This is a genomic window from Rhizobacter sp. (assembly GCF_046595475.1).
In the GTDB taxonomy this organism is placed as follows: Bacteria; Pseudomonadota; Gammaproteobacteria; order Burkholderiales; family Burkholderiaceae_C; genus Rhizobacter.
This window is the reverse complement of record NZ_JBKJOQ010000082.1, coordinates 1-26947: the sequence shown is the minus strand read 5'-3', so window position 1 is coordinate 26947 and position 26947 is coordinate 1. Positions and strand designations below refer to the sequence as shown.

The 26947-nt window shown below is 64.0% G+C and carries 27 protein-coding genes and 1 pseudogene; 16 read left to right on the top strand and 12 right to left on the bottom strand.

Annotated elements, in window-relative coordinates; all coding sequences use genetic code 11:
• The 13 genes from AC30QB_RS14165 to AC30QB_RS14105 all read left to right on the top strand — a co-directional run.
• The coding region (locus AC30QB_RS14165; protein ID WP_489546874.1) for an NADH-quinone oxidoreductase subunit D at positions 1 to 1091 on the top strand (1091 nt) is incomplete at its 5' end.
• On the top strand, positions 1088 to 1597 hold the full coding sequence (locus AC30QB_RS14160) for an NADH-quinone oxidoreductase subunit NuoE family protein (protein ID WP_489546873.1): 510 nt from the start codon (positions 1088 to 1090) through the stop codon (positions 1595 to 1597). The genes AC30QB_RS14165 and AC30QB_RS14160, both read left to right, overlap by 4 nt.
• Positions 1598 to 1611: 14 nt before the next feature.
• Positions 1612 to 2967, top strand: a complete 1356-nt coding sequence (gene nuoF / locus AC30QB_RS14155) for an NADH-quinone oxidoreductase subunit NuoF (RefSeq protein WP_489546872.1) — start codon at positions 1612 to 1614, stop codon at positions 2965 to 2967.
• Positions 2968 to 2990: 23 nt separating this feature from the next.
• Positions 2991 to 5306, top strand: coding sequence for an NADH-quinone oxidoreductase subunit NuoG (nuoG, locus tag AC30QB_RS14150; RefSeq protein ID WP_489546871.1), 2316 nt, complete (start codon positions 2991 to 2993; stop codon positions 5304 to 5306).
• Between the two features lie 2 nt (positions 5307 to 5308).
• Positions 5309 to 6403 (top strand): NADH-quinone oxidoreductase subunit NuoH, encoded by a 1095-nt coding sequence (gene nuoH, locus AC30QB_RS14145; RefSeq protein WP_489546875.1) that lies wholly within the window; start codon positions 5309 to 5311, stop codon positions 6401 to 6403.
• A gap of 10 nt (positions 6404 to 6413) precedes the next feature.
• Positions 6414 to 6911: an NADH-quinone oxidoreductase subunit NuoI gene (gene nuoI, locus AC30QB_RS14140; protein WP_489546870.1), complete on the top strand. Its 498-nt coding sequence runs from the start codon at positions 6414 to 6416 to the stop codon at positions 6909 to 6911.
• Between the two features lie 53 nt (positions 6912 to 6964).
• Positions 6965 to 7618: an NADH-quinone oxidoreductase subunit J gene (locus AC30QB_RS14135; protein WP_489546869.1), complete on the top strand. Its 654-nt coding sequence runs from the start codon at positions 6965 to 6967 to the stop codon at positions 7616 to 7618.
• A complete protein-coding gene (nuoK, locus tag AC30QB_RS14130; RefSeq protein WP_489546868.1) occupies positions 7615 to 7953 on the top strand; it encodes an NADH-quinone oxidoreductase subunit NuoK in 339 nt (112 codons plus the stop codon). Before AC30QB_RS14135 ends, nuoK begins: the two co-directional genes overlap by 4 nt.
• A 6-nt stretch (positions 7954 to 7959) precedes the next feature.
• Positions 7960 to 9978, top strand: coding sequence for an NADH-quinone oxidoreductase subunit L (nuoL, locus tag AC30QB_RS14125; RefSeq protein WP_489546867.1), 2019 nt, complete (start codon positions 7960 to 7962; stop codon positions 9976 to 9978).
• 21 nt (positions 9979 to 9999) lie between these two features.
• Entirely contained in the window at positions 10000 to 11475 is a 1476-nt protein-coding gene (locus AC30QB_RS14120; protein ID WP_489546866.1) for an NADH-quinone oxidoreductase subunit M, read from the top strand.
• A gap of 10 nt (positions 11476 to 11485) precedes the next feature.
• Positions 11486 to 12967 carry an NADH-quinone oxidoreductase subunit NuoN gene (gene nuoN, locus AC30QB_RS14115; RefSeq protein ID WP_489546865.1) on the top strand — a complete coding sequence of 494 codons (1482 nt, stop codon included), beginning with the start codon at positions 11486 to 11488 and terminating at the stop codon, positions 12965 to 12967.
• A 7-nt stretch (positions 12968 to 12974) separates the two neighbouring features.
• The gene (locus tag AC30QB_RS14110) at positions 12975 to 13577 is read left to right on the top strand and encodes an NUDIX domain-containing protein (protein WP_489546864.1); all 603 of its coding nucleotides are present in this window, start codon (positions 12975 to 12977) and stop codon (positions 13575 to 13577) included.
• On the top strand, positions 13574 to 14020 hold the full coding sequence (locus tag AC30QB_RS14105) for a DUF1178 family protein (RefSeq protein ID WP_489546863.1): 447 nt from the start codon (positions 13574 to 13576) through the stop codon (positions 14018 to 14020). The genes AC30QB_RS14110 and AC30QB_RS14105 overlap by 4 nt, the downstream gene beginning before the upstream one ends.
• On the opposite strand, the gene AC30QB_RS14100 is transcribed toward AC30QB_RS14105, so the two are convergent.
• Positions 14014 to 14283, bottom strand: coding sequence for a DUF2917 domain-containing protein (locus tag AC30QB_RS14100; protein ID WP_489546862.1), 270 nt, complete (start codon positions 14281 to 14283; stop codon positions 14014 to 14016). The two genes, AC30QB_RS14105 and AC30QB_RS14100, sit on opposite strands and share 7 nt — an antisense overlap.
• A gap of 154 nt (positions 14284 to 14437) precedes the next feature.
• Between AC30QB_RS14100 and gcvA the strand changes: the two genes are divergently transcribed.
• Positions 14438 to 15343 (top strand): transcriptional regulator GcvA, encoded by a 906-nt coding sequence (gene gcvA, locus AC30QB_RS14095; RefSeq protein ID WP_489546861.1) that lies wholly within the window; start codon positions 14438 to 14440, stop codon positions 15341 to 15343.
• A gap of 6 nt (positions 15344 to 15349) precedes the next feature.
• On the opposite strand, the gene AC30QB_RS14090 is transcribed toward gcvA, so the two are convergent.
• The 6 genes from AC30QB_RS14090 to AC30QB_RS14065 form a co-directional block, all read right to left on the bottom strand.
• Positions 15350 to 16843, bottom strand: a complete 1494-nt coding sequence (locus AC30QB_RS14090; protein WP_489546860.1) for an amidohydrolase family protein — start codon at positions 16841 to 16843, stop codon at positions 15350 to 15352.
• On the bottom strand, positions 16843 to 17268 hold the full coding sequence (locus AC30QB_RS14085) for a DUF3830 family protein (RefSeq protein WP_489546859.1): 426 nt from the start codon (positions 17266 to 17268) through the stop codon (positions 16843 to 16845). Before AC30QB_RS14085 ends, AC30QB_RS14090 begins: the two co-directional genes overlap by 1 nt.
• Before the next feature lie 124 nt (positions 17269 to 17392).
• A complete protein-coding gene (gene atzD, locus AC30QB_RS14080) occupies positions 17393 to 18496 on the bottom strand; it encodes a cyanuric acid amidohydrolase (RefSeq protein WP_489546858.1) in 1104 nt (367 codons plus the stop codon).
• Positions 18493 to 18693 carry a hypothetical protein gene (locus AC30QB_RS14075; RefSeq protein ID WP_489546857.1) on the bottom strand — a complete coding sequence of 67 codons (201 nt, stop codon included), beginning with the start codon at positions 18691 to 18693 and terminating at the stop codon, positions 18493 to 18495. The genes atzD and AC30QB_RS14075 overlap by 4 nt, the downstream gene beginning before the upstream one ends.
• 480 nt (positions 18694 to 19173) lie before the next feature.
• A complete protein-coding gene (locus AC30QB_RS14070; protein ID WP_489546856.1) occupies positions 19174 to 20577 on the bottom strand; it encodes an FAD-binding oxidoreductase in 1404 nt (467 codons plus the stop codon).
• On the bottom strand, positions 20574 to 20978 hold the full coding sequence (locus tag AC30QB_RS14065) for a DUF2069 domain-containing protein (protein ID WP_489546855.1): 405 nt from the start codon (positions 20976 to 20978) through the stop codon (positions 20574 to 20576). The genes AC30QB_RS14070 and AC30QB_RS14065 overlap by 4 nt, the downstream gene beginning before the upstream one ends.
• Positions 20979 to 20998: 20 nt before the next feature.
• Between AC30QB_RS14065 and AC30QB_RS14060 the strand changes: the two genes are divergently transcribed.
• A complete protein-coding gene (locus tag AC30QB_RS14060) occupies positions 20999 to 22234 on the top strand; it encodes a YihY family inner membrane protein (protein ID WP_489546854.1) in 1236 nt (411 codons plus the stop codon).
• On the opposite strand, the gene AC30QB_RS14055 is transcribed toward AC30QB_RS14060, so the two are convergent.
• From AC30QB_RS14055 to AC30QB_RS14040, 4 genes are read right to left on the bottom strand one after another with little or no spacing between them, the layout of a single operon-like run.
• On the bottom strand, positions 22224 to 23504 hold the full coding sequence (locus tag AC30QB_RS14055) for a GGDEF domain-containing protein (RefSeq protein WP_489546853.1): 1281 nt from the start codon (positions 23502 to 23504) through the stop codon (positions 22224 to 22226). The genes AC30QB_RS14060 and AC30QB_RS14055 overlap by 11 nt on opposite strands.
• A gap of 21 nt (positions 23505 to 23525) precedes the next feature.
• On the bottom strand, positions 23526 to 23852 hold the full coding sequence (locus AC30QB_RS14050) for an Mpo1-like protein (protein WP_489546852.1): 327 nt from the start codon (positions 23850 to 23852) through the stop codon (positions 23526 to 23528).
• On the bottom strand, positions 23849 to 24670 hold the full coding sequence (locus AC30QB_RS14045) for an alpha/beta fold hydrolase (protein WP_489546851.1): 822 nt from the start codon (positions 24668 to 24670) through the stop codon (positions 23849 to 23851). Before AC30QB_RS14045 ends, AC30QB_RS14050 begins: the two co-directional genes overlap by 4 nt.
• Complete coding sequence (locus AC30QB_RS14040) at positions 24667 to 25968, bottom strand: O-acetylhomoserine aminocarboxypropyltransferase (RefSeq protein ID WP_489546850.1); 1302 nt, start codon at positions 25966 to 25968, stop codon at positions 24667 to 24669. The genes AC30QB_RS14045 and AC30QB_RS14040 overlap by 4 nt, the downstream gene beginning before the upstream one ends.
• 84 nt (positions 25969 to 26052) lie before the next feature.
• On the opposite strand from AC30QB_RS14040, the gene AC30QB_RS14035 reads away from it, so the two are divergent.
• Complete coding sequence (locus AC30QB_RS14035) at positions 26053 to 26517, top strand: CBS domain-containing protein (RefSeq protein WP_489546849.1); 465 nt, start codon at positions 26053 to 26055, stop codon at positions 26515 to 26517.
• A gap of 96 nt (positions 26518 to 26613) precedes the next feature.
• Here AC30QB_RS14035 and AC30QB_RS14030 read toward each other — a convergent pair.
• Positions 26614 to 26907, bottom strand: a pseudogene (locus AC30QB_RS14030) (porin); the annotation flags it as partial.
• Positions 26908 to 26947: the final 40 nt, after the last annotated feature.

The following is a 26947-nucleotide window of genomic DNA, read 5'->3' as shown; positions in this document are numbered from 1 at the left end:
CCTACATCCAGTCGTTGCCCTACATGGACCGCCTCGATTACGTGTCGATGGTGTGCAACGAGCACGCCTACTGCCTGGCCATCGAGCGCCTGCTGGGGGTCGACGTGCCCGAGCGTGCGCAGTACATCCGCGTGATGTTCTCCGAGATCACCCGCTTGCTCAATCACCTGATGTGGCTGGGCGCGCACGGTCTCGACTGCGGCGCGATGAACATGCTCATCTACTGCTTCCGCGAGCGAGAAGACCTGTTCGACATGTACGAGGCGGTGTCGGGTGCGCGCATGCACGCGGCCTACTTCCGCCCGGGCGGCGTCTACCGCGACTTGCCCGACTCGATGCCTCAGTACAAGGCATCGAAGATCCACAACGCCAAGGCCATTTCAAAGCTCAATGAGAACCGCTCGGGCTCCTTGCTCGATTTCATCGACGACTTCTGCGCGCGCTTCCCCGCCAATGTCGACGACTACGAGACCCTGCTCACCGACAACCGCATCTGGAAGCAGCGCACCGTGGGCATCGGTGTTGTGTCGCCGGAGCGCGCGCTGAACCTCGGCTTCACCGGCCCCATGTTGCGCGGCTCGGGTATCCAGTGGGACTTGCGCAAGAACCAGCCCTACGACGTCTATGAGCGCATGGATTTCGACATTCCGCTGGGCACGAATGGCGACACCTACGACCGCTACCTGGTGCGCGTGTACGAGATGCGCGAGGCCAACCGCATCATTCAGCAGTGCTCCGCCTGGCTGCGCAAGAACGCCGGCCCTGTCATCACCAGCAACCACAAGGTGGCGCCGCCTTCGCGCGTGGAGATGAAGTCCAGCATGGAAGAGCTGATTCACCACTTCAAGCTCTTCACCGAAGGCTTCCATGTGCCTGAAGGCGAGGTCTATGCCGCGGTCGAGCACCCGAAGGGCGAGTTTGGCATCTACCTGATCAGCGATGGTGCCAACAAGCCTTATCGCTTGAAGATTCGCCCGCCCGGCTTCCCGCACCTTGCAGCACTCGACGAAATGGCGCGCGGCCACATGATTGCCGACGCCGTGGCCGTGATCGGCACCATGGACATCGTGTTTGGAGAGATCGATCGATGACGGTTCTTGACCCAAAGACCCGCGCGCGCTTCGACAAAGAAGTCGCCAAGTACCCGGCCGATCAGAAGCAATCAGCCGTGATGGCTTGCCTGACCATCGTGCAGCACGAGCAGGGCTTTGTCTCGGCCGAGAGCGAGCGCCTGGTGGCCGACTATCTCGGCATGCCACCCATCGCGGTGCACGAGGTCACGACCTTCTACAACATGTACAACCAGCACCCGCTGGGAGCTTTCAAGCTCAACGTGTGCACCAACCTGCCTTGCCAGCTGCGCAGCGGCCAGTCGGCGCTCAACTACCTGTGCAGCAAGCTGGGTGTGGAAGAGGGTGGCACGACTGCCGATGGCGCACTGACCATCCAAAAGAGCGAATGCCTGGGTGCCTGTGCTGATGCGCCGGTGCTGTTGGTCAATGACCGGCAGATGTGCAGCTTCATGGACGAGCCGCGCCTTGACGCGCTCGTCGACACCTTGCGTGAGCACGCAGGCAAGAACGCAAGCGTCAAGTGAACGAGGCCGCCACCATGCAACCCCAATTGGACCTCTCCCGATTCCAGGCGACTGGCACCGAGACCTGTTTCCACGGCCGCCATATTGGCGCCCAAATTTATGACGGTCTCGATGGCAAGAATTGGTCGCTGAAAGACTACGAAGCACGTGGCGGTTACCAGGCGCTGCGCAAGATTCTCCAGGGCGGCAATGGCGCGGAGCCGATGACGCCTGAGCAGGTGATTGCTGAAGTCAAGACCTCGGGCCTGCGCGGCCGCGGCGGTGCAGGCTTCCCGACTGGCCTGAAGTGGAGCTTCATGCCGCGCATGTACCCTGGCCCGAAGTACCTCGTTTGCAACTCCGACGAAGGCGAGCCCGGCACTTGCAAGGACCGCGACATCCTGATGTTCAACCCGCACATCGTCATCGAAGGCATGGCGATTGCCGCTTTCGCGATGGGCATTGCCACGGGCTACAACTACATCCACGGTGAGATCTTTGAGGTGTACGAGCGCTTCGAAGCCGCGCTCGAAGAAGCTCGCGTGGCCGGTTACCTGGGCGACAAGATCCTCGGTTCGGCCTTCAACTTTCAGCTGCACGGCTCGCATGGTTTCGGTGCCTACATCTGCGGTGAAGAAACGGCCTTGCTCGAATCGCTGGAAGGCAAGAAGGGCCAGCCACGCTTCAAGCCACCGTTCCCGGCGAGCTACGGCCTGTACGGCAAGCCGACCACGATCAACAACACCGAGACCTTCGCCGCGGTGCCTTGGATCATCCGCAACGGCGGCCAGCCCTACCTGGAGATAGGCAAGCCCAACAACGGCGGCACCAAGATCTTCTCGGTGGTGGGCGATGTGAACAAGCCCGGCAACTTCGAGGTCCCGCTGGGCACGCCCTTCAGCAAGTTGCTGGAACTGGCCGGTGGTGTGCGCACCGGCCGCAAGCTCAAGGCCGTGATCCCCGGCGGTTCGTCGGCGCCGGTGCTGCCTGCGGCTGTCATGAACGAGCTGACCATGGACTACGACGCCATTGCCAAGGCCGGCTCCATGCTGGGCTCGGGCGCGGTGATCGTGATGGACGACTCACGCTGCATGGTCAAGAGCCTGTTGCGCCTCTCGTACTTTTACATGCACGAAAGTTGTGGCCAATGCACGCCTTGCCGCGAAGGCACGGGCTGGCTGTATCGCATGGTCGAGCGCGTCGCCAACGGCCAGGGCCGCATGGAAGACATCGACCTGTTGAACTCGGTGGCCGACAACATCCAGGGCCGCACCATTTGCGCGCTGGGCGATGCCGCCGCCATGCCGGTGCGCGCCATGATCAAGCACTTCCGCGACGAATTTGTGCACCTGATCGAGCACAAGACCTCCACGGTTCCGGCCTACGTCTGACCGGCACACCAGAGCGACACGACATGATCGAAATTGAACTCGACGGGAAAAAGGTAGAGGTGCTCGAAGGCAGCATGGTGATGCATGCTGCCGACAAGGCCGGCACCTACATCCCGCACTTCTGCTATCACAAGAAGCTCTCTATCGCAGCCAACTGCCGCATGTGCCTGGTCGACGTGGAGAAGGCGCCCAAGCCCATGCCGGCCTGCGCCACGCCCGTCACCCAAGGCATGATCGTTCGCACCAAGAGCGACAAGGCCCTCAAAGCGCAAGCCGGTGTGATGGAGTTCTTGCTCATCAACCACCCGCTCGATTGCCCCATTTGCGACCAGGGTGGCGAGTGCCAGCTGCAAGACTTGGCGGTGGGCTACGGCGGTTCGTCTTCGCGCTACACCGAAGAAAAGCGCGTGGTGTTCCACAAAGACGTGGGCCCGCTGATCTCAATGGAAGAGATGAGCCGCTGCATCCACTGCACCCGCTGCGTGCGCTTCGGCCAAGAGGTGGCCGGCGTGATGGAGCTGGGCATGATCCACCGCGGCGAGCACTCCGAGATCACCACGGTTGTGGGTGACACTGTTGACTCCGAGCTCTCGGGCAACATGATCGACATCTGCCCGGTGGGTGCGCTGACCAGCAAGCCCTTCCGTTACAGCGCCCGCACCTGGGAGCTGTCGCGCCGCAAGAGCGTGAGCCCGCACGACGGCACCGGTGCCAACCTGATTGTTCAAGTCAAGAACAACAAGGTGCTGCGCGTCGTGCCGCTCGAAAACGAAGATGTCAACGAGTGCTGGTTGGCCGACCGCGACCGCTTCTCTTACGAAGCCGTCAACAGCGACGAGCGCCTCACCGCGCCCATGATCAAGCAGGGCGGCGAGTGGAAGCCGGTCGATTGGACCACCGCCCTCGAATACGTGGCCAGCGGCCTGAAGCAGATCAAGGCTGACCACGGTGCCAAGAGCATCGGTGCGCTGGGTTCGGCGCAAAGCACGGTCGAAGAGCTGCACCTGCTCGCCAAGCTCGTGCGCGGGCTGGGCAGCGAGAACATCGACTACCGCACCCGCCACGCTGATTTCGCCAACAACAGTGGCGTCCGCTGGCTCGGCACGTCCGTGGCTTCGCTGTCGACGTTGCAGAGCGTGCTGGTCGTCGGCTCCTTCCTGCGCAAGGATCACCCGCTCTTCGCCCAGCGCATACGTCAGGCCGCTCGCAAGGGCGCCAAGGTGCACAGCATTCATGCGTTGCAAGACGATTGGTTGATGCCCATCGCCAACCAGCTTTCTGTGGCGCCTAGCCAGTGGGCGCAGGCTCTGGCCGAGGTGGCTTCCGCCGTGGCCGTTGCCAAAGGCGTGACGGCGCCGGTCGCTGCCGATGCCAGCCAGGCTGCACAGGCCATTGCAACATCACTGATCAGCGGTGAGCGCAAGGCCGTGCTGCTCGGCAACGCTGCAGCCCAGCACCCGCAAGCCAGCCAATTGCTCTCTCTGGCGCAGTGGATAGGCGAGCAGACGGGCGCCACAGTGGGCTACCTCACAGAAGCTGGAAACACGGTCGGTGCACAGCTGGTGAAAGCCATGCCGAGCGATGGTGGCCTGAATGCCGGCCAGATGCTCGGTGGCGCCTTGAAGGCCTGCCTGCTGCTGAACGTTGAGCCCACGCTCGATGCAGCCAACGGCGCTGCCGCCAGTGCTGCGCTGCAATCGGCCGCAATGGTGATCGCGCTCACGCCGTTCAAGACGGCTGCCGTCGACTGCGCCGATGTGCTGCTGCCCATCTCGCCTTTCACCGAAACCTCGGGCACGTTCGTCAATGCCGAAGGCCGGGTACAAAGCTTCCACGGCGTGGTCAAGCCGCTGGGCGACACCCGCCCGGCCTGGAAGGTGCTGCGCGTGCTCGGCAACATGCTCGGCATCAAGGGTTTCGAATTCGAGACTTCCGAAGAAGTGCGTGCCGAAGCGCTGGGTGACTTGAGCACTGTGGCCTCGCGTCTCAGCAATCACAGCACTGCAGTTGCAAGTGCTGCGGCAGCACCCGCAACAGGCTTCGAGCGCGTGGCAGATGTGCCTATCTACATGACCGATTCACTGGTGCGCCGCGCCACTTCGCTACAGCTCACGGCTGACGCCAAGCCGCCGGTGGCCAGCCTCCCGGCCTCGCTGTGGGCTCAGCTTGGCCTGAGCGATGGCGCTTCGGTGAAGGTGTCGCAAGGTGCTGCCTCTGCCGTGCTGCCGGCACGGCTGGATGCAACGCTCGCAACGCACGCCGTGCGCGTGCCCGCGGGCCACCCAGCCACCGCATCGCTGGGCGCGATGTTCGGTGCCATCACCGTCGAGAGGGCTTGAGCATGCTCGACTGGTTGATGCAATTTCCGCAGGCCTACCCCGCCGCCTGGGAGGTCACCTGGAGCCTGATCAAGATCGTGGCGCTCGTGGCGCCGCTGATGGGCTGTGTGGCTTACCTGACCCTCTGGGAGCGCAAGGCCATTGGCTGGACGCAGATCCGGCCCGGCCCCAACCGCGTCGGCCCTTTCGGCCTGCTCACGCCTATCGCCGATGCGGTGAAGCTGATCTTCAAGGAGATCATTGTTCCCGCGAAGGCCAACCGCAATCTCTTCTTGCTCGGCCCGGTCATGACCATCATGCCGGCGCTGGCCGCCTGGGCGGTTGTGCCCTTCGGCCCCGAGGTTGCGGTCGCCAACATCAACGCCGGCCTGCTGTTCCTGATGGCCATCACTTCGATGGAGGTCTATGGCGTGATCATCGCTGGCTGGGCCTCCAACTCGAAATACGCTTTCCTTGGCGCACTGCGCGCCTCAGCGCAGATGGTCAGCTACGAGATTGCCATGGGCTTTGCCCTGGTGGTGGTGCTGATGGTGTCGGCCAGCCTCAACATGACCGACATCGTACTGGGCCAGGGCAAGGGCATGTTTGCCGAGCGTGGCGTGAGCTTCCTGTCGTGGAACTGGCTGCCGCTGCTGCCCATCTTCATGGTGTATTTCATCTCGGGCCTGGCTGAGACCAACCGCCACCCCTTTGACGTGGTCGAAGGCGAATCCGAGATCGTGGCCGGCCACATGATCGAGTACTCGGGCATGGCTTTCGCCATGTTCTTCTTGGCCGAATACGCCAACATGATCTTGGTCTCAGCGCTGGCAGTGACCATGTTCCTCGGCGGCTGGCTGGCACCGGTGTCTTTTGCTGCTTTCGGCATGCAGACGCCGGGCTGGATCACCGCAACTGCCTGGTTCTGGGACTGGTTCTGGTTCTTCGGCAAGACCTTCATTGTCGTCACCATGTTCCTCTGGGTTCGCGCCACCTTCCCACGCTTTCGCTATGACCAGATCATGCGTCTGGGCTGGAAGATCTTTATCCCCATCGCGCTCATTTGGCTGGTTGTAGTGGGTTTGTGGATTCAATCTCCCTGGAACATCTGGAAGTAAGGGATAGACCATGGCTGCATTGGCATCTGTCAAAAATATGCTTTCGAGCTTCATGCTCATCGAGCTCTTCAAGGGCCTGGCCTTGACCGGGCGGCACTTCTTTTCGCCGCACATCACGGTCCAGTTTCCCGAAGAGAAGACGCCGGCCTCACCGCGCTTTCGTGGGCTGCATGCGCTGCGCCGTTATGAAAACGGCGAAGAGCGCTGCATCGCCTGCAAGCTCTGCGAAGCGGTGTGCCCGGCGCTGGCGATCACCATCGAATCTGAAGTGCGTGACGATGGCTCGCGCCGCACCACGCGCTACGACATCGACCTGACCAAGTGCATCTTCTGCGGCTTCTGCGAAGAAAGCTGCCCGGTCGACTCGATCGTTGAGACGCACATCTTCGAGTACCACGGTGAAAAGCGGGGCGACCTGTACTTCACCAAAGACATGTTGCTCGCCGTGGGCGACCGATACGAAAAAGAGATTGCAGCCAACAAGGAGGCTGACGCGCGCTATCGCTGACCCTTAGATGCCTCAGGGTGAGCGGGCTCGGGCTCGCGCCGAAACAACAAAATATGGACACATCCACCGCGCTTTTCTACGTCTTCTCTGCCGTGATGTTGGCGGCGTCGTTCCGCGTCATCACGGCGCGCAGCGCGGTGCACTCCGCGCTCTTCCTGGTGCTGGCATTTTTCTCGGCTTCTTGCATCTGGCTGCTGCTGCGTGCCGAGTTCCTCGCCATCGCCTTGGTGCTGGTGTACGTCGGCGCGGTGATGGTGCTGTTTCTCTTCGTCGTGATGATGCTCGACGTCAATGTCGATGCCTTGCGCGTCGGCTTCTGGAAGCACTTTCCGGTGGCAGCGCTGGTGGGTGTCGTCATCGTGCTCGAGATGGCCGCCGTGTTGATCCCCGGTTTCGACGTGCGCTCTGCACCCGCGGCCGACGCCAGGGCGATTGAGCTCGGCAACACCAAAATGCTGGGCATCCAGATCTATACGCGCTATCTGTACCCGCTGCAGATTGCGGCCGTGGTGCTGCTGGTGGCCATCATCGCCGCCATCGCACTCACATTGCGCCAACGCAAAGACAGCAAGGCCATCAGCGCTTCCGATGCGGTGAAAGTGAAGAAAGGCGATCGCCTGCGCGTGGTGAAGATGCAGCCGGTGATCGAGCCGCCGCCTGCCCCCCCGGAGCCCCCCGCCGCGCCGCCCACAGGAGAAAAGAAATGACCGGTCTGGCCCTGGGCCCCGTGACGCTGGGGCACTACCTCACGGTGGGTGCCATCCTTTTTGCGCTGTCGGTGATCGGCATCTTCCTGAACCGCAAGAACCTGATCGTGCTGCTGATGGCCATCGAGCTGATGCTGCTGGCGGTCAACCTCAACTTCGTGGCGTTCTCCTACTACCTGCCCCTCGAAGCCGACCGCATGGCCGGCCAGGTGTTCGTGTTCTTCATCCTGACGGTGGCGGCCGCTGAGTCGGCCATCGGGCTGGCCATCCTGGTGGTGCTGTTCCGCAACCGGTCCAACATCAACGTCGACGAGCTCGACGCGCTCAAGGGCTGAGGTCGAATGTCCGCACAACTTACTCAGAACCTTTTGCTGGCGGTGCCGTTGGCGCCGCTGGTGGGCGCCGTCATTGCCGGCTTTTTCGGCAAGACGGTGGGCCGCCGCGGCTCGCACATCGTCACCATCCTCGGCGTGCTGATCTCGTTCATTCTGTCGGCGATCACACTGAAGGCCGTGCTGGAAGGCGCGCGTTTCAACGCCACTGTCTACGAATGGATGGTGCTAGGCGGCCTGAAGATGGAAGTCGGCTTCCTGATCGACGGCCTCTCGGCGATGATGATGTGCGTGGTGACCTTCGTGTCACTCATGGTGCACATCTACACCATCGGCTATATGGAAGAAGACGACGGCTACCAGCGCTTCTTCTCGTACATCTCGCTGTTCACCTTCTCGATGTTGATGCTCGTGATGAGCAACAACTTCCTGCAGCTGTTCTTCGGCTGGGAAGCGGTGGGCCTGGTGTCTTACCTGCTGATCGGCTTCTGGTACACGCGGCCGACCGCGATCTTCGCCAACATGAAGGCCTTCCTGGTCAACCGGGTGGGTGACTTCGGTTTCATCCTGGGCATAGGCCTGGTGGTGGCGTTTGCCGGCTCGCTCAGCTATGGCGACGTGTTCGCCAAGAGCGAAGAGCTGGCCAAGCTCAGTTTCCCGGGCACTGAGTGGATGCTGATCACCGTGATCTGCATCTGCCTCTTCATCGGCGCCATGGGCAAGAGCGCGCAGTTCCCGCTGCACGTGTGGCTGCCCGATTCGATGGAAGGCCCCACGCCCATCTCGGCGCTGATCCACGCCGCGACCATGGTCACGGCGGGCATCTTCATGGTGGCTCGCATGTCGCCCCTGTTCGAGCTGTCTGACACGGCGCTCAGCTTCGTGCTGGTGATCGGTGCGATCACGGCGCTGTTCATGGGCTTCCTGGGCATCATCCAGAACGACATCAAGCGCGTGGTGGCCTACTCCACGCTGTCGCAGCTGGGCTACATGACGGTGGCGCTGGGGGCTTCGGCCTACTCGGTGGCGGTGTTCCACCTGATGACGCACGCCTTCTTCAAGGCGCTGCTGTTCTTGGCCGCAGGCTCGGTGATCATCGGCATGCACCACGACCAAGACATCCGCAACATGGGTGGCCTGCGCAAGTACATGAAGATCACCTGGATCACGTCGCTGCTTGGCTCGCTGGCGCTGATCGGCACGCCGCTGTTCTCGGGCTTCTACTCCAAAGACAGCATCATTGAAGCGGTGCATGAGAGCCACCTCTGGGGCTCGGGCTTCGCCTACTTCGCGGTGGTGGCGGGCGTATTCGTCACGGCCTTCTATTCCTTTCGTATGTACTTCCTGGTCTTCCATGGCGAAGAGCGCTTCCGCCACAAGCCCTTCCCGGGCGAGCACGACCACCACGATGACCATGGCGAGCACCATGATCCGCACGAGTCACCCTGGGTGGTGACGCTGCCGCTGGTGCTGCTGGCGATTCCCTCGGTGGTCATCGGTTACCTGACCATCAAGCCCATGCTTTATGGCGACTTCTTCAAAGACGCGATCTTCTTCAACCTGGAGAAGCACCACGCGATGGAAGAGATGGCCAAGGAGTTTCACGGCGCCTGGGCCATGGCGGTGCATGGCTTGACCACGCTGCCGTTCTGGCTGGCGCTGGCGGGTGTCGTCACAGCCTACGTGTTCTATCTGGTCAAGCCTGAGATTCCGGCCGCGATCAAGGCTCGTACCGGTTTCATCAACCGCATTCTCGAGAACAAGTACTACTTCGACTGGTTCAACGAAAACGTGCTGGCTGCCGGCGCGCGCTTGTTGGGCACGGGCCTGTGGAAGGGCGGTGACGGCGCGGTGATCGATGGCTTGCTGATCAACGGCACTGCCCGCGGCATTGGGGGCATTGCCTCGGTGGTGCGCACGGTGCAGACCGGCTACCTCTACTGGTATGCGCTGGTGATGATTCTGGGTGTGATCGGGTTGATGACCTGGCAGTTGTGGCCTTACCTCAGCGCAGCGCTCTGGCGCTAACCGGTCACGGAGAAAAAGAACATGGGTTTGCTAAGTCTCGCCATCTGGTTGCCGATCTTGTCTGGCGTGCTGCTGCTCGCGCTAGGGCGCGACGAGCACGTGAAAGCCGTTCGCTGGCTGGCCCTGGCCGCTGCCGTCGCCAGCTTCCTCGTCACCATCCCGCTGATCACCGGTTTTGACAGCAGCACCGCTGCCATGCAGTTCCAGGAAAACCTGGCCTGGATCGAGCGCTTCAACGTGCGATACCACCTGGGCCTCGACGGCATCTCGGTGTGGTTCGTGTTGCTCACGGCCTTCATCACCATCATCGTCGTGATCGCGGCGTGGGAAGTGATCACCGAGCGTGTGAACCAGTACATGGGCGCGTTTCTCATCCTGTCCGGCATCATGGTCGGTGTGTTTTCGGCGCTCGACGGCCTGTTGTTCTATGTGTTCTTCGAGGCCACGCTGATCCCGATGTACATCATCATCGGCGTATGGGGTGGGCCACGGCGCGTCTATGCCGCGTTCAAGTTCTTCCTCTACACGCTGGGCGGATCGCTCTTGATGCTGATCGCGCTGATCTTCTTGTACTTCAAGTCGGGCAGCAGCTTCGAGATCCTGACCTGGCACAACGTGCCGCTCACCATGAGCGAGCAGACCTGGTTGTTCTTTGCCTTCTTTGCGGCCTTTGCCGTCAAGGTGCCGATGTGGCCGGTGCACACCTGGCTGCCCGATGCCCACGTCGAGGCGCCTACGGGTGGCTCGGTGGTGCTGGCGGCCATCATGTTGAAGCTAGGCGCCTATGGCTTCCTGCGCTTCTCGCTGCCCGTCACGCCCGATGCGAGCCACCACTGGGCCTGGGTTGTGATTGGCCTTTCGCTGATCGCGGTGGTTTACATCGGCCTGGTGGCACTGGTGCAGCAAGACATGAAGAAGCTGGTGGCCTATTCGTCCATCGCCCACATGGGCTTCGTAACGCTGGGCTTCTTTCTTTTCAACGAGCTGGGCATCTCGGGCGGGCTGGTGCAGATGATCTCTCACGGCTTCGTCTCAGGCGCCATGTTCTTGTGCATCGGCGTGCTCTACGACCGTGTGCACTCGCGTGAGATTTCGAGCTACGGTGGCGTGGTCAACACCATGCCCAAGTTCACCGCCTTGGCCGTCTTCTTCGCCATGGCCAATTGCGGGCTGCCAGGCACCGGTGGCTTCGTGGGTGAGTGGATGGTCATTTTGGGCACCATCAAGGTGAACTTCTGGCTGGGCGCGCTCGCATCTACCACGCTGGTGTTCGGTGCGGCCTACACGCTGTGGATGGTCAAGCGCGTTTACTTCGGCGCCGTAGCCAACGAAGACGTGCGCGCGCTGCAAGACATCAACGCCCGCGAATACCTGATCCTGGCCGTGCTGGCCATCGCCGTGTTGTGGATGGGCCTGTACCCCAGGCCCTTCACCGACACCATGCATGTGAGCGTGACCGAATTGCTGAAGCACGTTGCAGTCTCGAAGCTGAACTGAGCCCAAGAACATGAACGACATGAACTGGCTGGCCGTCTACCCTGAGATCGTGCTGTTGAGCATGGCCTGCGTGGTGGCCATGGTTGACTTGTGGGTCACTCATCCGCGCCGCACACCCACCTACTTGCTGACCCAGGCCACGCTGGCCGCGGTGGCCGTGATGCACTGGCTCTACTACGACGGCGGCTTCACCCTCTACGGCATGCAGCGCATGGTCGTCACCGACCCGCTGGGCCATTTGCTGGGCTGCTTTGCGGCCATTTCGGTGATGGTGGCGCTGGCCTATGCACGCCCGTATGCCGAGCACCGCGAGATCCTGAAGGGTGAGCTCTTCACGCTGAGCCTGTTCTCGCTGCTGGGCATCTCGGTGATGCTGGCGGCCAACAACTTCCTCATCGTCTATCTGGGCCTTGAGCTGATGTCGCTGTCGCTTTACGCGATGACTGCCTTGCGCCGCGACAACCTCGAAGCCACCGAGGCCGCAATGAAGTACTTCGTGCTGGGCGCGTTGGCCAGCGGCTTCCTGCTTTACGGCTTGTCGATGATGTATGGCGCCACCGGCTCGCTCGACATCCCGATCGCCTTCAACGCCATCGCCACCGGCCAGATCAACAAGGCTGTGCTGGTGTTCGGCACCGTCTTTGTGGTGGCGGGCCTGGCGTTCAAGCTGGGTGCGGTGCCCTTCCACATGTGGATTCCCGATGTGTACCAGGGCGCCCCCACTGCCGTCACGCTGCTCATTGCTGGTGCTCCCAAGCTGGCCGCTTTCGCCATCACCTTCCGCCTGCTGGTCGAGGGCATGTCGGGGGTGGCCGCCGATTGGCAGCAGATGCTGATGCTGCTGTCGGTGGCCTCGATGGCGCTCGGTAACCTGGCGGCCATTGCGCAGAGCAACCTGAAGCGCATGCTGGCCTACTCGACCATAGGTCAGATCGGTTTCATGCTGCTGGGCTTCACCCCCACGGTGATCTCCAACAACACCTTCTCGGCTGCCAACGGCTACTCGTCGGCGCTGTTCTATCTCATCAGCTACGTGCTCACCACGCTGGGCACCTTCGGCATCATCATGCTGCTCTCGCGCCGTGGCTTTGAGAGCGAGCACATCGATGACCTGAAAGGCCTGGCCAAGCGCAGCCCGTGGTACGCGGCCGTGATGGCGATCTTCATGTTCTCGCTCGCGGGCATCCCGCCCACGATCGGCTTTTACGCCAAGCTTGCGGTGCTGCAGTCGCTGGTATCGACCAACGAGGCCAGCTACGTCACGCTGGCGGTGGTGGCGGTGATCCTGTCTCTGGTGGGCGCGTTTTATTACCTGCGCCTGGTCAAGGTCATGTATTTCGACGAACCGCGCGAGACAGCTCCCATCACCACCACGGGTGACGTGCGCTTCTTGCTGTCGCTCAACGGTGCTGCAGTGCTGGTTTTCGGCTTGCTGCCCGGCTGGCTGATGACCCTGTGCGCCAACGCCGTGCTGCAAGCCCTCAAGACCTGAGCGCCCCATGAGCGACGAGCATCTGCGCGAGGAGCGGGTCAGCTCGCAGCAGGTATACCGCGGTCACTTTCTCGATGTTCGCCGCGACCAGGTTCGCCTGCCCGACGGCAGCGTGGCTGGCCGCGAGTACATCGTCCACCCTGGCGCGGTGATGATCGTGCCTTTGCTCGACGACGGTCGCCTGGTCGTCGAGCGGCAGTTTCGCTACCCCATGGGGCGGGTGATGCTCGAGTTTCCTGCAGGCAAGCTCGATGCTGGCGAGCCGCCGCTGCACTGCGCGGTGCGCGAGCTGGCCGAAGAAACAGGCTATCGCGCCCGTGAATGGGCGCGCGCCGGCATTTTGCACAACGCCATTGCGTATTCCAACGAAGGCATAGAGGTGTGGTTTGCGCGTGGGCTCGAGCTTGGCGTTCGCACCCTCGATGCCGGTGAGTTTCTCGACGTGGAAACCACCACTGCCGAAGCGCTGGACGATCTGGCCCAGCGCGGTGAGCTCACCGACGCCAAGACGCTGATCGGCCTGCTCTGGTTGCAGAATTGGCGTTCCGGGCGTTGGCAGTTGCCCTGGCAGCCCACGCCGGCCGGGGTGCTGCCCATAATGCAGACATGAAGGTTCTCAACCTGCGCTGCAGCCACGATCACTCCTTCGAGGGCTGGTTTGCCTCGGAAGACGATTTCCAGTCGCAGTTCGAGCGGGGCTTGGTCGAATGCCCTATGTGCGCCGACAAGACCATCAGCAAGATGCCTTCGGCGCCGCGCCTCAATGTGTCCGGCGCGCGCGAGCCCGTGGCGGCCGACGCCGCTCCGGCGGCCAGGCCCGACAACGTGACCATGCAGTCGATGTGGCTGCGCGCCGTACAACATGTGATGGCCAACACCGTCGACGTGGGCGAGCGCTTTGCCGAAGAGGCACGCCGCATCCACTACGGTGAAGTGCAGGAGCGCGCCATTCGTGGCCAAGCCACACGCGAAGACGCGTTGGCCCTGCAGGAAGAGGGCATAGACGTGATGTCTTTGCCCGTGCCTGCTGCGGCCAAGGGCCCGATTCAGTAAGCGCGTTGACCGGTGCTGGCTTGCGCTGCGGCGGGGTTGCTCAGCACAAACGAGGCGTCTTCCAGCGCCGACACCAGGGTGTGTCCACGTTGGTCGAGTGTGAAGTACTCATGCGCTTGCAAAATCACATCGCGGGGATCTCCGTCTTGCGTGATCCACAGCTGGCCGCTCTCGCACTCTATGCGTTGGCCCTTGCGTGCCTGCAGGTTGAAAGTTTGACGGTGCAGCAGGTGGGTGTGGCGTGGGGTTGAAACTTGGCGCATGTTGGGCTCCTTGGGTGATGAATTCGCATGCGCTTCGTTCATGTGATCGAACCGTTTTGCATCGAATCTGAGAGCAGTTTCATCGTAAACTTCCGGTTGATCAAACGTTCATTTGGCATGTTTTGCATGCGAATTTGGAATGTGAAAGCAAGCCGTGCGACGCTACCAACTGCCCCCGCTTGAGCTGCTCGAAGCTTTTGAGGCGGCTGCCCGGCACCTCAGTTTCACGCGGGCGGCTTCCGAGCTGTCGCTCACGCAGTCGGCCATCAGCCGGCAGATCGCGGCGCTGGAACAGCGGCTGAGCGTTCCGCTGTTCCAGCGCCTGCACCGCGCCCTTCGCCTCACCGACGCGGGCCAGCAGCTGCACATCACCGCCAGCGCCGTGCTGCAACAGTTGCACAGCGTGACCGAGCAGCTCAAGCAGGGGCAACGGCAGAAGACTGTGGTGCTCACCACCACGCCGGGCTTCGCGGGGCTGTGGCTCATTCCACGCTTGTCGGCATTCACCGCCTCGCATGCCGACGTTGACGTGCGCATTTCGGCCAGCCTGCAGTTGGTGAACCTCGACCGCGACGGTGTCGACGTGGGGGTGCGCTACGGGGCGACCGTCAATGCCGGCCCCAAGTCGGTCAGCCTGTTTGGCGAGGTGATGACTCCGGTGTGCAGCCCGTCACTGCGCAAGCAGGCGGCACGCCCCTTGAAGCGACCTGAAGACCTGCAGTTTCACACCCTGCTGCACACCGACAACCACGGCGACGCGCAGATCCCCGACTGGGGGCTGTGGTTACGCGCCATGCGCATCGAGCACATCAAGCCCGCAGGCTCGCTGCACTTCTCAGACTACGACCAGATGATCCAGGCCGCCATTCGCGGGCAGGGCCTGGCGTTGGGCCGCATCCCGTTGCTCAACGCTCTCATTAAGGAGCGCAAGCTGCTCGCGCCTTTCAGTCACAGCATGGCCTCGCCCATGGGCTACCACCTGATGCGCTCCGAGGCCTCGGCCAAAAAACCCGAGGTCAACGACTTTGTGGCCTGGCTGCTCGAAGAAGCTGCGCGCTGACGGCTTTCAAGAGAAGCGCCGTGCCAGGTGGAAGGGCGCTTGCCCGATGCCGCAACAGAAGGCGCTCACCCAGGGGCGCAGCGCCTGTGCCAGGTGGCGGCCTTCGGTGTTCAGTGCGTCCAGCCGCTCGGCTGCGGCCTGAGCTCGGCGGCGCAAGGCGGCCTCGTCCAGCGTCAGCAACCGGCCTTGCTCGACAACCACCTTGCCGGCCACCAGCACCCGGTCGACCGCCGCGCCGTTCTCGCCGTGCACCATCTGGCGCAAGGGATCGCGCAGGGGCACGTAGATGGGTTGCGCGAGGTCGAGCAGCACCAGGTCGGCCTGGTAGCCCGGCGCGATGCGGCCCAGCCGATCACCCCAGCCCAGCGCGTGTGCGCTGTGCTCGGTGGCCATGCGCAGGGCATCACTCGCGCCGACCCAGCGGTCTTCATCAGCACCCACCACGCGTGAGAGGTAGGTGGCCAGCCGCGCCGCCTCGAACAGGTTTTGCGTGTCGGACGTGTTGGCGCCATCGCTGCCCAGGCCGACACGCAGGCCGCGCTCGATCATGCGGCGCAGCGGTGCCACGCCCGAGCCCAGGCGCAGGTTGCTGAGCGGGTTGTGGATGGCTGTCACGCCGGCCTTGGCCAGCATCGCGATGTCGTCGTCACCGATCCAGATGGCATGTGCCGCGCTCAGCCGCGGGCTCAGCACGCCCAGTTGGTGCAGGTGCGCCACCAGGCTGCGGCCATAGCGCTTCTGGCCGAAGACCGCCTGCTGCTGGCTCTCGGCCAGGTGGGTTTGCATGGGAAGGCCGAACTCGGCCGACAGCGCCGCGCAGCCTTGCATGAAGGCGTCTGAGCAGTGCAGCGGGATCGTCGGTGCGATGCCGAGGCGCACGCGGTCGTTGTCGAAAGGCCAGCTCTGCGCAGCCTGACGCACCACCGCCAGGCAGGCCTGTGGGTCGCTGGCTTGCAGGCGAGCCAAGGGGGGCTGCAAGGCCTCGGGCAGCGAGGCCAGTAGCTCCGGGTAGGCCTGGTAGAGCGTGCGGTCGGCCATCATCGGCGCGACCACCGCGCGTATGCCGACGTCCGCGTAGGCCTGCGCGACCGCATGCAGGCCCGCCACCGAGGGCAGCGGGAACTCGGTGGTCATGTCGAAGAGGGCGGTGCAGCCTTTCTTCAACAGCTCGGCCGCGGTGAGCGTGGCGCTCAGCGCGAGGTCGTCCAGGCCGCGCTGGCCATTGATCGAGGGGGCTGCAGCGAGGAAGCCTTCGAGCGCCACGTCGGGTACCGCGCCGCGGCCCAGGCCGCCGTGGGCATGGGTGTGACCGTTGATGAGCCCTGGGATCACCAATCGGTCGCTCGCATCGACGACACGTGCGCCCTCCATGGCGCCGAACTGGCCAGGTGAGGCGATCTCGCGTATGCAACCGTCTTCGACCAACAGGTCGGCGGGGCGCGCTTCCTGGGCCGCATCGGGCAACACCAGGCCATTGACGATCAATAAGCGGTCGCGCATCAGGCCAGCTCGAACACCACGTCTTGCGCGCCTTCCCACAGCGTCTTCACGCCGAGTGCACGCAGGTCTTCCTTGCCTTCCACGACGGTGAGGAAGTGGTTGCCAGCCAGCGGCCCCAGCTTGCTTGCAAAGCTGCAGGCGCCATAGGCCAGGATGATCTCGGTCTCGCTGTAGCCGCCGGGGTAGAACAGCACATCGCCCACCGAGGGGTGCGCCGTGGCGTTTTCGAAGCCCACCTTCTGGCCGCTGTTTTCCAACACGTAATCACCCATCGGCACCCAGCAGCCTTCACCGCTCCAGCGCACGTGGATGAACTTCTGCCGGTAGGGCAGCACCTTTAAAAAAGCGGCCACGGTCAGTGGTGCCTCGGGGTGGGTTTCGGCAATGAAGCTGTGGCCGGCGGCGGTGATACGGATTCGGGTCATGGGTTTTCCAAAATTTTTAGGAGCCCGGCCAGGCGATGGCTTCAAGTGAGAGCGATGTCAGTCTTGCGCTGCGCCCAGCCCGTCATGCGGGCTTCTACCCACGACGAGACGGCATGGTGACGCCTTAATCGACACGCAAGATCGCGGCCACCGGGCCACCGCCGGGCGGGCCTTGGTGTTCGGCGCCGCCGGACACGTACAAGGCGGTGTGGCCCACCACCGAGGCGAGCACACCGCCCACCGCTGCGCGCGCGTGGCGCGTGGCGTTGATGTCGGAGTCGTTGAGCATGGTGTGGCGCTGGCCGCGCACGCTGCCGCCGGGGCTGGCCTCTGCCTTGGCCAGCAGGTTGACGAGACGGGCGCTGAGTTGCGCGGCGTCCCGGTCCGCATCGAGGTCAAAGGCCTCGCGCAAGAGCGTGCGAACGGCCGCTGCGTCCACCGCGTCGCGCATCACGGTGTGGGCGATGCGGTACGGTGATGCCGCCCCCGCCGCTTCGCCAATCACGATGACGACGTTGCCATCCAGCTCGATGCCGGCCGAGGCCGAGGCGCGAGCCGAGTAGAGCGAAAGCTCGTGCAGCACGGATGCGTCGCTGATGGCTTCGCGCGCCACCTCGCCCAGCGCCACCGCCACGCCGAGCGCCGAGGCACCGCGTGAGTAGCCCATCGATTCATAGGTGTCGCGCGTGACCGGGGCCGTGGCGGCGTTCACCTTCGTGGACGTGAGCAACGGGCATTTCACCTGCACGAAGTGCACGTCGGTCGCATCGTCTATGCCTGCATCCGCCATGGCAGCCTGCACCGCCAGCGCCGTGGCATCGACCTGCGCTGCGCGGCCGATCTCGTCGGGCGTGAAGTCGCGCGTGTGCGCGGTGCCCACCACCAGCCGCTTCTGTGCGTGCTGTGGCGCGCCATCCACCCAGCGCCGGGTGAACACCGTGAAGTGAGGCGATAGCACGCCTTCGGTGCCGCCCGACATCACCAGCGCCACGCGCTGCTCCGCTTCATGTGGCGTGCAGCCGAGCTGCGCTGCAAGCCATTGGCACCAGGCCATGGTCGCAAATGCTCGCGTGTGGTCGTTGACGCAGCCGTTGCCTTCAGTCTTGCCCATCACGGCGACGATGTCCGCAGGCAGCAGGGTGCCCGCGTCCACCAGCGCCTGCACTGCGCTCAGGTCACCCGGCCCCTGGCAGCCGATGCGAAGCACTTCGGCGTGTTGATGCCTCATGCCGCGTTCCAGCCCATCGGCACGGGGCGAGGCCTCGGCAAGCCCACACCATCGGCCGAGCGCTTGCCCGTGAATTGCACCGTGGGCGGCAGGTTCAGGTGGTCCGGCCGCACACCCCAGTTCAGCCACACCGCGGGCGCGCCGGCTTTGCGCCACGCTGGCAGCAGGCTCGCCAGCACCGGGAGGGGCTTGCGCATGGGTTTGACGCTGATGCCCTTCTGGCCGAACCAGCCCCTGGGTGACAGAAGTCGTGTTGCATGGCGATCTCGATGGTTTGCGGGGCGGGGACGAGCACGGTGGCATCTCCAGTCGGGTTGCACCAGTGCCGTTGCAGCGTCCGTGCCCGAAAGCGAGATTCAGTGATTCCTTGCGGTGCTGATGGCAGGCATCTGCGTTGCCGCTCTGGCAACGGGGAGGGTTTGGCCGAGGAAGCGCTGGCCACGCGTTGCTCTGCTCCGCGGGCCGCACGTCGCGCTTTGGAATGTGCCTGGAGCGCGTGCGCGTCTGCAGGCCGCGAGGCGCATCAAGGTCACGCGCCTGCCTGCGTGCGCAACTCACCCCAAGCTGGGGCGCGGCTGCGAGGCCTTGGTGCACTGAGTGTTGCCGATTGGGTCGGATCGAGATTCAACCGTTGCCGGTTCGGCATTGGCTGAGGCATGTCGCGGGTCAGGTGAGCGCTAGAGCATGCGGCCGGGGTTCATCAGGCCCTGCGGGTCGAGTGCGCGTTTGATGGCGCGCATCAGCTGCAAGGCCACCGGTGATTTGCGCTGCGCCAGCTCGTCACGCTTGAGGCTGCCCACGCCGTGCTCGGCGGAGATCGAGCCGCCATGGGCCATCACTGCGTCGTAGACCAGCGTGTTCACTGCGTGCTCTTGCTCGCGCAGAAAGGTGGCTCCGTCGACATCGACTGGCGCCTGCAGGTTGTAGTGCAGGTTGCCGTCACCCAGGTGGCCGAAGTTGACCGAGCGTGTGCCGGGGTGCGCCACTTGCAGCGCCGCGTCGGTGGCGGCCACGAACTCTGGAATGCGCGACACGGGAATGGAGATGTCGTGCTTGATGTTAGGCCCCTCTTCTGGCTGCGCAAGCGGGATGGATTCGCGCAAGTGCCACATGGCGCGTGACTGCTCGATGCTCTCGGCCACGGCCGCATCGGTGATGAGCTCGCGTTCTAGTGCGGCTTCGAGCAGGCCTTCGAACAACGCGCGCGCATGGGCTTCGCTTTCGGTGTCGGACTGTTCGAGCAGCACTGTCCACTCGGCCTCGGGCAAGGGCTGACGCAGCTGCGGGAAGTGCTTGCGCACCAGGGACAGCGAGAAGCGATTCATCACCTCGAAGCCGGTGAGGCCCGAGCCCAGGCGCGATTGCGCCAGCTGCAACAGCGACACCGCGGCTTCCAGCGAGGGCAGGGCCGCCAGCGCCGTCATGCGCGCCGCCGGCTGCGGGTAGAGCTTGAGCGTGGCCGCTGTGATGATGCCCAGCGTGCCTTCACTGCCGATGAAGAGGTCTCGCAGGTCGTAGCCGGTGTTGTCTTTGCGCAGTCCGGCCAGGCCTTCCCACACCTCGCCTTGCGCGGTGACCACTTCGAGCCCCAGGCACAACTCGCGTGCATTGCCGTAGCGCAGCACCTGTGTGCCGCCGGCGTTGGTGGCCAGGTTGCCACCAATGGTGCAGCTGCCTTCGGCCGCAAGGCTCAGCGGGAACAGAAAGCCCTGTGCGGCCGCGGCCTCTTGCACCGACTGCAGCACGCAACCGGCCTCCACCGTCAGCGTGAGGTTGGCGCTGTCGAGGCCGCGCACGCGGTTCATGCGCGACAGGCTCAGCAGCACTTGCGAGCCGCTGTCATCGGGCACCGAGCCGACCACCAGGCCGGTGTTGCCGCCTTGCGGCACCAGGCCTGCACCGTGGCGGGCGCACAGCTTCACCACCGCAGCCACTTCGGTGGTGTTGCCGGGCCGCACCACCGCGAGCGCACGGCCGCGAAAGCGCCGTCGCCAGTCTTGTTCGTACGCCGACAGGTCGCCTTCGACCAGCACATTGGCGGCACCCACCGCGGTGCGCATGGCGTTCAGAAGCTCGCTCATGCCGCGGGCGCCGCCTTGCCATGGCGCAGGCGCCAGCGCACATGAAGCGCGCAGGCCACGAAGAGCGCCAGGCACAAGACAACCTCAACAATGGCCAGCGGCACACCCGGCCCGCGGTCGCTGGTGGCGCGCACCACGCCTTCGGTGAAGTAGAGCCACACCATCAGGCTCACCCAGCGGTAGGTGTACATGCGGTTTTTCAAGAGACCGGCCAGCGGCAGCGTGAGCGGCAAGGCCTTCAGCGCCAGCCAAGAGCCACCGGGGCGCAGCGGCGCGAGCCACAGCTCCCAGGCGAGGCACAACACGATCAAGCCCAGGAGGCTGCCCACCGCAAGGGCGCGCGTGCGGTTGACGAAGGGAGGGGGCGGCGAAGGGCGAGAGGGGGGAAGAGAGGCAGTCATCGCTGGCTATGATGCCGTAAATGAATCTCCCGTCCCCGTTCAAGCTCAGTTGGCGAGCGTCCATCACAGAGCTGCTGGGCACGCTGCAACACTGGCCCTGGCTCGACACGCTGCGCACCTTGCGCCAGCGCTTCCGCGAAGACCGGCTGGGTATCACCGCCGGCAGCCTCACTTTCACCACGCTGATCTCGCTGGTGCCATTGGTCACGGTGATGCTCGCCTTGTTCACCGCCTTCCCCATGTTCGCGAAGTTTCAAGACGCGCTGCAGAAATACTTTCTGCAAGCCCTGGTGCCCGACACCATCGCCCGCCCGGTGCTGGGCGCGCTCACGCAGTTTGCGAGCAAGGCCAACCGACTCGGCACGTTTGGCCTGGTGGTGCTGATGTTCACCGCGGTGGCGCTGATGCTCACCATCGACCGCACGCTCAACGCGATCTGGCGCGTGCGCAAGCCCAGGCCCATTGCACAGCGCGTGCTGGTGTACTGGGCGGCCGTCACGCTCGGCCCCTTGCTGCTCGGGGTCAGCCTGTCGATTACCTCTTATGCCATCTCGGCAAACCGCGGTTTCGTGTCCGACATTCCCGGCGCCGTGAGCTACATCCTCAACACGCTGCAGTTCGTGTTGTTGGCCACCGCCATGGCCGGCCTTTTCCATTACGTGCCCAACACCCATGTGCGATTTCGGCATGCGCTCGCGGGCGGCGTGTTCGTGTCAGCGGGTTTCGAGTTGGCCAAGCGCGTTCTGGGTTGGTACTTGGGCAGCATGCCGATCTACACCACGGTGTACGGCGCTTTCGCCACCGTACCCATTCTGTTGATCTGGATCTACCTGGGCTGGGTGATCGTGCTGCTCGGCGCGGTGATTGCGGCCTATGCCCCCAGCCTCCAGATGCGCGTGGTCAGGCGGCCCTCGGTGCCCGGCTACCGCTTTCAGCTGGTGGTGGGCATGCTGCGCGAGCTGTCCCAGGCACGCGACCTCAGCACGCACGGGCTGAGCGCGGCCAAGCTGTCGGAAGACTTGCGCACCGACCCGCTGCAGATCGAGCCCCTGCTCGACACCCTGGTCGCCATCGACTGGGTGGGGCGGCTCGATGAAGAAGAGGGTGCGCGCTATGTGCTGCTGTGCGACCCGGCCGCTACCCCGGCGCAGCCCCTGCTCGAACGCGTGCTACTGGAGCCTGTACCTGCGCTGCAGGGCTTTTGGTCTCACGCGGGTTTTGCGCAGATGACGCTGCACGACCTGATCAAGAACTAGCGTCTTGGCGCGCCATGGCCGCGCCTCCGCGCACCACGCGGTTCTTGCCTTGGCGCTTGGCTTCGTACATGGCCTCGTCGGCCAGCTGCAAGAGCTTGAGCGGCTGCTGAGAATCGCTGGGGGCCAGGGCGTAGCCGATGCTCGCGCTCACCGGGTGGGCCGTCACGCTGCGCACCGCAGCGAGCATGTGCAGCGCCAGCGCATGGGCACCCGCTTCGTCGCGCACCTCCGCCAGCACCAAAAACTCATCACCGCCGAAACGCGCCACCGAGTCTTCGGCCCGAACGGCACTTTGCAGCGCCTGGCCCACGCCGATCAGCAAGCTGTCGCCGGTGCGGTGGCCCAAGCGGTCGTTGACCGCCTTAAAGCCGTCCAGGTCGATGAAGAACAGGGCCACCGGGGTGCGGTCGGACGTGGCGGTGGCGGCTTCCATCCGGTCCATCATCGCGCGGCGGCTCAACACGTCTGTGAGCGGGTCGCGCTCCACGCTGCGTTTCAGGTTTTCTTGCGCCAGCGTCAGCTCGTGCACGTCGACCGTCACGGTGTACAGGCCCATCACGGTGCCGTCGGTATCGAAGTCGGGCACGTAGCTGGTGCGCACCCAGCGCGGGCCTTGCGTGGCCAGGTTGGCCAGGCGGGTGTACTGCACCGTCTTGCCTTCGAGCGCACGCTCGAAGTAGGGCTGGTGCTCTTTCCAGCGCTTGGCGCCGCGCACGTCGCCTATGGCTCGGCCCAGCATCTCCTTGGGTTGCTGGCCGGTGGCGTCGATGTAGGCCTTGTTGACGAACTGCAAAACGAAATGCCGGTCAACGTAGGTCAGCGGGTAGGGAATGTTTTCGGTGAACCGGCTGAGGCTCACGCGTGCGGCGGCGAGCGATTCGCGCTCAAGCACGTCGTTGTGGATGTCGAAGGCGATGGTGAACACGCTGTCGACATGACCGCGCGCGTCGGTGTCGGGGAACACCTGGATGCGCGCCCAACGGCCCGTCTGCTCAAGGTGCTGCAGCTTGCGCTCGTAGTTGACGGTGTGCCCCTTGAAGGCTTGCGCGAAAGCGGGCTTCGCGCAGCGCCAGGCCTCGTCGCCGAAAAGCTCTTGCAGGCTGCGCCCAATCAACTCATCGCGGCTGCGGCCGGCCCAGTGCAGGTAGGGGGTGTTGCAGAAGACGAGGCGGTAGTCGCGGCCCCAGCGGCCCATGGGCAGGTCGATGGCGTCGACCAGCCTTTCGACGTGGGCGAGCCGCGATGCGGCCGAAGCGACCTGAGGGGCCATCGTGTAGCGCTACCGGGTAGGTCAGAACGGTATCTTGCCGAGCCAGATGTCTTTGTACATGACCCAATCGCCCATGAAGCTGAACAGCGGCCGCTTGAACGAGGCCGGCTTGTTTTTCTCGAAGCCGAAGTGCCCCACCCAGGCAAAGCCGTAGCCGCACAACAGCCCGTACAACAAATAGACGGGTTGCCCACGCGCGATGGCGGTCATGAAACAGAGCAACGCAAGGGTCGAGCCCACGAAGTGCAGACGCCTGCAGGTGCGGTTGCTGTGTTCGCTCAAGTAAAAGGGGTAGAAATCGGCGAAGCTCTTGATCGATTTGGGGTCGGCAGGGTTGGCGGTGTTCATGGGGTGCTCCGGGCGAGAAAAGACCGAATGCCATTCAACACCTCATCGGGGGCCTCTCCCATCAGGGAATGTCCGGCGGGCAGCGTGATGCAGTTGGCATTCAAGGCCTTCATGAGCGCCGCGGCAGAACGGGCCGGCGTCATCTGGTCAAGGCTGCCCAAGATGAGGCGTGAGGGGCAGCGCACGCGCCGTGCCGCCTCTGCGCCGGCCGCATAGCCGTCACACACTTGAAAGTCGTGGTGGAACAGGTTGCCGTGCCCCGCCGCCGCGTAGGCCGATTGCAGCCTGCGCATGAGCGCGCGGTTGCCCCCGTGCAGCCAGAAGCCCGGGGCGGGTGCCGAGGGCTTTGCGCCCAATGTGGAGTGAGACAAGGCGTTGACCATGTCGATGGCCGTCAGAGGCTCGCGAAGCGCGGTGTCGAGCAGGGCGGGCGACACCTTCATTGGGAACGTGGCACCGACCAGCACCAGCTGTGTTGCGCGTTCACCGAGCAGAGCGGCCGCTTCGAGTGCGATCAGCGAGCCCATGCTGTGCCCGACCAAGGCGGCGTGTTTCACGCCCGCGGCATCCAGCAGCTCGACGATCCACTGCGCTGCAGCCTCCACGCTGGCCGGTGCTGGCCCGGCGCTGCGGCCGTGGCCGGGCAGGTCGACCGCCAGCACCGCATGCCCGTGGTGTGCCAGGGCACGCGTTTGCAAGGCCCAGACGCTGTGGTCGTGCATCGCGCCATGGATGAAAACGATGGTCGGCAGCGAGGGATCGAACGTTCTTCCGCCGGTGTACGCATAGGCCTCGGCCCCTTGCACGCGCAGCTTCATGCCGCCACCTTCTGTGCCGCCTTGAGTGCGCGTGAGAGGTCGTCGATCAAGTCGTCGGCGTCTTCCAGCCCGATGGACAAGCGGATCGTGCCCTGCGTGATGCCGGCCTGCGCCAGTGCGGCGTCATCCATGCGGAAGTGCGTGGTCGAGGCGGGGTGGATCACCAGCGAGCGGCAGTCGCCCACGTTGGCCAGGTGCGAGAACACCTTCAACGCCTCAATGAAAGCCTTGCCCTGCGTGCGATTGCCCTTGAGGTTGAAGCTGAACACCGAGCCGCAGCCGCGCGGCAGCAGTTTCTTCGCGAGCGCATGACTCGGGTGATTCGGCAGCTCGGGGTAGCCCACGCTCTCGACCATGGCGTGGGCGGCCAGATGCTCCACCACCTTGCGCGCATTGCTCACGTGCCGCTCCATGCGCAGCGACAAGGTCTCGATGCCTTGCAGGATCAGCCAGGCCGTGTGTGGGCTCATGCAGGCGCCGAAATCGCGCAGCCCCTCGCGGCGGGCCCGCAGCAGGAATGCGCCCACGGTACTTTCTTCGCTGAAGACCATGTTGTGAAACCCCGCATAGGGCTGATTGAGCTCCGGGAAACGAGACGATGCCGCCCAATCGAATTGCCCGCTGTCGACCAGCACGCCGCCCACCACCGTGCCGTGCCCACTCAAAAACTTGGTGGCCGAGTGGTAGACCAGGTCAGCACCGTGCTCGAAGGGCTTGATGAGCCAGGGCGAGGTGAGGGTGGAGTCGACCAGCAGCGGCAGGCCGTGCTCGTGAGCGAGGGCGCCGAGGGTCGGGATGTCGAGCACGTCGAGCCCGGGGTTGCCCAGCGTCTCGCCGAACAGCAGCTTCGTCTCGGGTCGAATGGCCGCGCGCCAACCGTCTATGTCACCCGGTTTCACGAAAGTGGTGCTGATGCCAAAGCGCGACAGCGTGTAGTGCAGCAGGTTGTGCGAGCCACCGTAGAGCGCGCTGCTCGACACGATGTGCGAGCCCGCGCCGGCCAGCGTGGCAATCGCCAGGTGCAGCGCCGACTGCCCACTGCTCGTGGCGATGGCGCCCACCCCGCCTTCGAGTGCGGCCACGCGCTCTTCGAGCACGGCGGTGGTGGGGTTGGAAATGCGGCTGTAGACGTGGCCCGAGCGCTCCATGTTGAACAGCGCCGCTGCGTGGTCGCTGCTCTCGAAGACGAAGCTGGTACTGAGGTAGATGGGCACCGCGCGTGCGCCGGTGGCCGGGTCGGGCGCGGTGCCGGCATGCAAAGACAGGGTGTCGAAACCGGGGTCGGAATGGCCTGGCATGGGGAGTCTCCGGGCGGAAATGCGCCTTCTGTTCCAGAAGATTGTGGGCTATATTGATCCGTCACCTGCCACGGGAGATCACCCATGAAAGTCGCAGACATTCTGCGTGTCAAAGGCGGCACGCTGTTCACCGCCACCCCCGATCAAGCTCTGGGCGAAGCGCTGCAGACCATGTCTGACCGCGACATCGGCTCACTGGTGGTGATGGACCACGGTGACCTGGTCGGCATGCTGACCTTCCGCGAGGTGATACTCGCCGTCGTGAAAAACGGCGGCAGCGTGGGTAACACCTCTGTGCGCGGCGTGATGGACGACCACCCGCTCACCTGCACCCCTGAAACCGAGATAGACGAAGTGCGACGCATGATGCTTGAGCGCCATGCGCGATACATGCCGGTGATGACGCAGCGCACGCTGATGGGCGTGATCTCGTTCTACGACGTGGCCAAGGCCGTGGTCGACAGCCAAGACTTCGAGAACCGCATGCTCAAGGCCTACATCCGCGATTGGCCGGTCGACGAGCAGCGCGACGAGCAGGTGCAAAGCTAGCGACGAGGCCCCGCGCTCAGCCCTGAAAAAACGGCCCGCTCTGTTTCCAGGCGGGCCGCAAGGAGGTCACGTAACCTCTTGTTCAACTTGCAGTGATCAGAAGCTGTGGCGCACGCCGAGCGCCAGCTCGGTGATGTTGCGGTCGCTTGCGCTGGTCAGCGTCGCTGGCAAGCTGGTGGCCCAGCGGTTCGAGTAGCCGGTCCCTTCGTTCTTGAAGCGCGTGAGCGACGAATACACCGCTGTGCGCTTCGAGAGGTCGTACTGGTAGCCGGCGCCCAGCGCTTGCGTCTTGCCTTCGGCCACGTTCTCAGCCTTGTTCTGCACGTATTGCGCCTTGATCTGATGCGCGCCCGTGCGGTAGTCGGCGCCGATCCAGTAGCCTTTGCCATCGGCATCTGCAGCGAGCTTGTGGTCTCAGTGGACAACAAGC